Source organism: Methanomicrobium sp., assembly GCF_055145805.1.
In genome coordinates this window covers 1-7,052 of the sequence record NZ_JBSREC010000072.1, presented here as the reverse complement: position 1 = coordinate 7,052, position 7,052 = coordinate 1, and the positions used below count along the sequence as shown (strand labels likewise).

At 38.8% G+C, this 7,052-nt stretch carries 5 protein-coding genes; 3 read left to right on the top strand and 2 right to left on the bottom strand.

The genetic code is table 11. The annotated features are described in order from the left end of the window. Both ACTB1O_RS06850 and ACTB1O_RS06845 read right to left on the bottom strand, forming a co-directional pair. Window positions 1–186 (bottom strand): AbrB/MazE/SpoVT family DNA-binding domain-containing protein (locus ACTB1O_RS06850; protein WP_462994394.1); only part of this gene is annotated, 186 nt, incomplete at its 3' end. A 173-nt stretch (window positions 187–359) separates the two neighbouring features. Then, the gene (locus ACTB1O_RS06845; RefSeq protein WP_462994393.1) at window positions 360–815 is read right to left on the bottom strand and encodes an EVE domain-containing protein; all 456 of its coding nucleotides are present in this window, start codon (window positions 813–815) and stop codon (window positions 360–362) included. 134 nt (window positions 816–949) lie between these two features. Between ACTB1O_RS06845 and ACTB1O_RS06840 the strand changes: the two genes are divergently transcribed. The 3 genes from ACTB1O_RS06840 to pglX are packed head-to-tail and all read left to right on the top strand — an operon-like array spanning window position 950 to window position 6,938. Further along, on the top strand, window positions 950–1,519 hold the full coding sequence (locus ACTB1O_RS06840; RefSeq protein WP_462994392.1) for a DUF1788 domain-containing protein: 570 nt from the start codon (window positions 950–952) through the stop codon (window positions 1,517–1,519). A gap of 23 nt (window positions 1,520–1,542) precedes the next feature. Continuing rightward, window positions 1,543–5,088, top strand: a complete 3,546-nt coding sequence (brxC, locus tag ACTB1O_RS06835; protein WP_462994391.1) for a BREX system P-loop protein BrxC — start codon at window positions 1,543–1,545, stop codon at window positions 5,086–5,088. A 2-nt stretch (window positions 5,089–5,090) separates the two neighbouring features. Next, on the top strand, window positions 5,091–6,938 hold the full coding sequence (gene pglX / locus ACTB1O_RS06830) for a BREX-1 system adenine-specific DNA-methyltransferase PglX (RefSeq protein WP_462994390.1): 1,848 nt from the start codon (window positions 5,091–5,093) through the stop codon (window positions 6,936–6,938). The last annotated feature ends 114 nt before the right edge of the window (window positions 6,939–7,052 follow it).

Genomic DNA, 7,052 nt, shown 5'->3' with positions numbered 1-7,052 from the left:
CTTCTCCGCTGCATATGCGCATGAAAGCGCTTCGTTTACAGAATCGATTGGCCTTAATTCAATTCTGTCCTCATAAGAAATTATTGCAACTTTATCTCCCGGACTAAATCTCTCTCTTAATGATTTTGGAATGACAATCTGGCCTTTTTCTGTAATGGTTCCGGTTTTTATTTCTATTAATGGCATGCCGTATCTTACAAATCTTATTAGTAAGATATGTAATATGAATGTTTTCAAAGAGGCATTTAAATTGTTATAAAAACGCCGGGGATTTTAAATTATATACTTTTGAACTATCCGGAAATTCCGGATAGCTCGTTTTTTTGGATTTTTTTGATTTTCGAATGTCTCCCATAAAATCACCCTCTCGGAGTCTCGGCAGCCTTTATTATATATTCATAATCATCTTCAGGGATTGTTCTCATTGCCGTTCTTAAGTGCCCGGTCCACTGTTTTTTGTTTGTGATGAATTCAAGATTTGAAATTATTGATTTAAAGTCGAGCTCCTCTTTGAAGATCTTGACAGGTTTTAATTTAACACAATATGGAAATACTTCTTCGCCGCTCATTGTCGGAGGCTTTTTGAAAATTTCTGTTTTTTCTTCAAAAGGCTTTGATGCTATCTCATATGCAGCGGTTATTGCGGATGGAAGAATAGTGTCTCCTGCATTTTCCTGGCGGACGAATATGAGGATCTTATCTCCGGGGGCTGATCTTTCAATGCTGTTTTTATTCCTCTTCGGAACGCCCCAGAGGTTCTTCTTTTTGATTACCTCCCAGTTTTCGCGGTTGGTCGATGCGATCCAGATTGTCATTGGATGTGTTTTGGATTTGAAGGCGTTTAAAATTTTCATTGGAATCTTTTACTGGTATTCTGAAATGTTAATGAAAAGATGAAAAATCCAATCTATAAAACTATTATACATTCTCTACAATAGAAAATATAAGAATGAACACCAAGGCACGGATAGAACTTCTCAAAGACAAAATTATTAGTGATGATTTTTTAAAGGGAAGGGGGTTGGGAAATGAAATCCCCTTCTGGATTTTTGATTATCCTCCTGAAGATGAACACCTGATAAGAGACTCGATACGAAGAATAGAAGAGATTATGAAATCTCATTCAATCATTTTTATTGAGATCGACCTTTATGAGTTGTGCCTTGAGATTATTGAAAGTAAAATTAAACCAGAAAAGATTATTGAATTTGAGAAAAATAAGGGTTCAGACGAGTTACTGAATAAATTAAGGATTATTCTGAAGCCGGAAACAGTGAAAAATGCTATAGGTAAAAGGATTAAAGACTCCGGTAATATTGAAGTAGTATTTCTTACAGGAATTGGAAAAGCCTGGCCTATGATTAGATCACATTCGATCTTAAACAACCTGCAGACTGTTTTAGGAAATACTCCATTGCTGGCATTTTATCCGGGTGTTTATAGTAACACTGAACTAAGTCTCTTTGGTAAGTTTAAAGATGCCAATTATTACCGTGCATTTAGGATTGTAAATGAATAAAATAGTTAATCCGGGGGTGGATAATGGAAACTAAAATCAGCGATTTGTTTTATAATGACATAAAAAGAGAGATCAACGGGGTAATCAAGGTTGATCAGTATGATGAACACAATGTCTTTACTGAACTTGATGAGTATGTTGTAACCAGGGAATCTTTGAAATACCTGGATCAGTTTTTCGAGAATTATTTGAAATCAATAAATTCTCCAACTGATAAAACAGGTGTATGGATTTCCGGAGATTTTGGATCAGGTAAATCGCATTTTCTTAAAACACTTGCATATCTTCTTGAAAATAAGGAAGTTTTTGGTAAAACCGCACTCGGATTTTTTGAGCAGAAGATTCAGGATCCCGGTGTTCTAAGTACAATCGACAAATCTGTGAAGACAGGTACTAAAGATGTAATACTATTCAATATTGATTCCAAATCCGGAGAGACATCAGAGAGAATTGTCGATATACTGATGAGGGTCTTTAATGAAAAGAGAGGATATTTCGGTGACGTTTTCTGGATAGCAGAACTTGAAGAAAATCTTGATGATAAGGGACTTTTTGATTCATTTAAAGAAGAATTTCAAAAGATAAACGGTGGCAATTGGGAAGATATCCGCGATCAGTATTCATTTGAGCAGGATGATATTGTTCAGGCTCTGGAAAGATGCGGTTTTCAGAGTAAGGAAGCATCTGCAAGGATGTTTGAATCAGATGGCCAGAACTATATTTTAACTCCGGAAAAATTTGCAAAGGCTGTTAAAAAATACTGCGATTCAAAAGATAAGGATCATCAGGTGATATTCCTTATTGATGAAATAGGGCAATATATCGGAGATAACAGCCACCTGATGCTTAATCTTCAGACAGTGGCAGAAGAACTCGGGACTATTCTTAAAGGAAAGGCCTGGATAATCGTTACTTCACAGGCTGATATTGAGACAGCGGTTAAAGGTATTAAGGAGAAAGAGACAAAACAGGATTTCTCTAAAATTCAGGCTCGTTTTGATACAAGAGTTAGTTTATCCAGTGCGAATGTCGATGAGGTAATCAAGAAGAGGATCCTTAAGAAGAAGGATGAATATAATGAAACTCTTTCTCTTTATTTCGATGAGAAGAAGATTATTCTTAAGAATCTGATATCTTTTTCACAGGGCAGCGCCGAGATGAAGAATTTCCGGGATTCTGAAGATTTTACATCGGTTTATCCATTTGTGCCATATCAGTTTAATGTGTTGCAGAGGGTTTTTGAAAAGATTCGATCGACAGGTTTTGCAGGGAAACATCTTGCAAAAGGCGAACGCTCGATGCTAAATGCATATAAGGAAGCAGCAGAAAAATATGGGGATTCTTCTCTGGGTGCTCTCGTTCCGTTTTATTCGTTTTATGATACTGTTGTTACGTTTCTCGACCCGGTGATTGCAAGAACGATAGCCCAGGCTGAGGATAATGATAATCTTGAAGAATTTGACTGTCTCATACTGAAGACTTTGTTTTTAATCAGGCATGTAAAGGAGCTTCAGCCAACCCTTGACAATATTGTTGTTTTATCGCTTACAAGCGTGGATGAGGACAAACTTGCACTAAAAGACACTGTAATCTCATCATTAAACCGGCTTGAAAAGGAGACTTTGATTAGTAAATCCGGGGATACTTTCCATTTTCTCACAAATGAGGAGCAGGAAATAAACAGGGAGATAAAAAATATCGATGTTGACAGGCACAAAATTGTCGATGAGGTATATGATGAAGTATTCAATTCAAATGAAGTTTGCCAGAAGTCTTACGGAGAGTATAAGTTCAATAAATCGGTTGATGATAAGATTACGAATTCCACTGATGCTGATTTGACAATCAGGTTTTTGACACCTTTGTCTGATGAATATCCTGGAAGCAGCGACCAGAGCAATTTTGCCGGGGAGGTTTTAAGCAATGTTGATTCAGATGGGACTCTTCTTTTTATATTCCCAAAGGATAGTGGATTTATTTCCCAGATTGAAGAGTATCTACAGATTGAAAAATATCTTAAACAGAACGGTTCTACCCGCAGTGATGATTTTATAAAGAAAATTATTGTTGAAAAAAATCAGGAAGCAGCGAGACTTAAAGACTCTTCAAAGATGGCAATCTGTGAGGGAGTTAAGAATGCAAGGGTCTTTATCGACGGCAAAGAGGTTCGCATCGATTCGGGAGGGCCGAGAGACAGGGTAAAGGAGGGTTATGAAAAACTCATTGATAATGTCTATAGCAAATCGGATTATGTAAAGAAAGAGTTTGAATCCGAGTATGATATCATCAGGCTGTTAAAAGAAGATGACCTTGAGAGATTTGGAGTGGGAAGTCAGGGGGCAAATGAACTTGCACTTGATGAGATGCTCAATTACATCAGTGTCAAAGAAGAGAAAAAAATCCAGGTTTTGTTAAGCGAAATAAGAAGCCATTTTATGAAGAAACCTTATGGATGGAAGAATTTTACAGTTTCCGGCCTGGTTGCGACTCTTTTCAGAAATGAAGATATTAAACTCAGGTACCAGAGGACTTACCTTTCCTTAGAACCTGAAGAGATTACCAGGTATCTGACAAAGAAGGAACATTTTGACAGAGTTATCATTGAGATCAGGAAGAAGACAGGCATTGAGATTTTAAATAATGTTAAGTCTGTACTTAGAGATGTATTTGAAAAAACCGATCTGCCGGATAAAGAGAGTGATCTCTATAATCGGGCAAAAACTCTCTTTGATGATAAGAAGCAGGAGCTTTCTGAGGATCTTGTCAAATATTCAGAGGAGAGCAGGTATCCGGGAAAACAGCCTATTGAAAATTATCTGAGATTTATTAAGGATCTTTTGGGAGTATCTGATCCGTCGGCATTTCTGGCTAAGATCTCTGATGAGACGGATGAAATATTCAGGCTTAACAAAGAGGCTGAACTGCCTGTAAAATTCTTCGAAGGGAGCCAGAAGGATATATTTAAAAGAATTCTGGATAAGATCGAGGGATACAGGAGAAACGCCCAGTTTCTAAACGAGGAGGCAAAGAGAAGTCTTTCTAAGATTGAAGGGATTCTTGATTCTGATGAACCTTATCCGGAGATTCGGATGCTTCCACAGCTTGAGGCATCTATTGAAAATTCTTTGGCAGAGTCTCTTGCAAAATTGAAGGATGAATTTAAAAACGAGACTGAGGGATATAAAGCCCGGCTGAATAAAGAATTTTCATATTCTATGTCAGATTATTCGGCTGAGATAGGATCTGTTGGTGAATCATTTGATTATTCTGCAGGACAGGTTGAGAGATCAAATGACTGTTCATTTATTAAACTGCAGATTGGAAGTCTTCCTGGAAAATATAAATATTCATATCAGGAGATTGAAAGTAAGATTAAGGCAGAAAAGCCGGATTTAAAAGACGGAGACGAGGTAGTTCCTGAAGTCCCTCTTGAGATAATCGATAATAAATCGATATTTAAAACAAAGAAGAACATTGAGAATGAGGAAGACCTCGAGCAATATATCACTGAATTGAAAGCCAAATTAAAGAAAATTCTGGATGAGAAGAAGAAGATACAGGTGATCTGATTATGGATAAGGCAAGGGTGCTGCAATTTTCAGATTCACTTAGAGAGAGGCTTTCTGAAGAGACGAAGAAGCGGGCGGCTTTTTACAAGATTTTTCCAAAAGAGATCTACGAGGTTGAGAGCGAATTTGAAGATTCGGTTATTATCGGCGGAAAACCTTACAAAAAGGATATTGCAGACCAGAGAAAGGTTCTGGTTGGTGAGATAAAGAAAAAGGGTTACGAACGGGTTGTTGAGGAGATTACCTATACATGGTTTAACAGGTTTGTTGCTATCCGTTTTATGGAGGCGAACGGGTATATGCCGGTCAGGGTTTTTTCATCCGGGACCGAAGGAAAAAAAGAGCCTGATATCCTGACAAGGGCCCTGGATCTTTCTTTCCTGAATGTTGATCGCGGCCATATTCTTGATCTTAAGTCTGAGGGAAAGGAGGAGGAGCTGTACCGCTATCTGTTTTTCAGGCTTTGTAATTTCCTTCATGAGACAATGCCGTTTATGTTTGAGGAGATCTCGGATTATACCGAACTTTTATTCCCTGAACGTCTTCTGCATACCGATTCTCTTCTTGAAGATCTCAATGATATTATCAGCGAGGAAGACTGGAGAGAGACTGAGATCATCGGATGGATCTACCAGGATTATATTGCGAAGAAGAAGGATCGCCTGATGGCGGCTAAAAAGGCGTATACACCTGACCAGATTCCGGCTGTAACCCAGCTTTTTACTCCGAAGTGGATTGTTCAGTATCTGGTTGAGAATTCTCTTGGGCGGCTGTGGATGTTAAACCGGCCAAACTCCCGGCTTTTTGAGATGATGGATTACTATATCATGCCTGAGGAGAAGGAGTCAGACTTTCTGAGGATTTCTTCACCGGAGGAAATACGGGTGTGTGATCCTGCCTGCGGTTCGGGGCACATATTGGTTTATGCATTCGACCTTTTGTATGAGATGTACAAAGAGGAAGGCTATATCGAATCCGAAATCCCGCAGACAATTTTACGAAACAATCTCTATGGTATTGAAATTGATAAGCGTGCGGGATCGCTTGCGGCTTTTGCTCTTGTTATGAAGGCGAAGAGGAAGAACAGGAAGTTCTTTGAGAGTCCTGTTCAGCCGAATATCTGTGTTCTTGAGAATATCTCATTTGATGAGGGTGAGTTTGAGGATTATATGTCAGCGGTTGGAAGCAATCTTTTTTCTTCCGGGCTAAAAGAGACGATTCTTGGATTCACTGAGGCTGATAATTTCGGATCGCTTATCCGTCCTTCATCAAATTCTTTATCTGACATCCGCCGGATGTTAAATGAGAAGAATCTCTCATCCAGTCTTATTCTCTATGAGACTCACAAGAAGGTTCTGTCCGCTTTAAAACAGGCAGAATATCTTGAGCCGCGTTACCATGTTGTCGTTGCAAATCCCCCATATATGGGGAATAAGGGGCTGAATGAAGATCTTAAAAAGTTTGCAAAGGACAACTATCCGGAGAGCAAATCCGATCTCTTTGCTATGTTTATTGAGCGCAATCTGGATCTTTCAATGAAGAAGGGTTTGGTTGCGATGATTACGATGCAAAGCTGGATGTTCTTATCCTCTTTTGAAAAACTTCGTGCGAATATACTGGATAATGAAACCATAATTACAATGGCACATATGGGCCCAAGGGCATTTGACAGCATAGGCGGCGAAGTTGTATCAACTACTGCTTTTGTTATAGAGAATGCCCAACATCCTAATTATAGAGGTGCATATATCCGCCTCGTTGACGGCCGCAACGAATCGGAGAAGATGGAGGCACTTCATGAGGCAGTTGTTCAGTCAGCCGGTCTTTTGGGTCTGCAGAAGGAGGCGTAATGGCTATCCCACTCTCCTCTATGATAAAAATGCCGGAAGGTAAAACGCTTGAATTCAAACGTGACCTTTCCTCACCAAAAAATGTCTTAAAGACAATAATAGCGTTTGCAAACA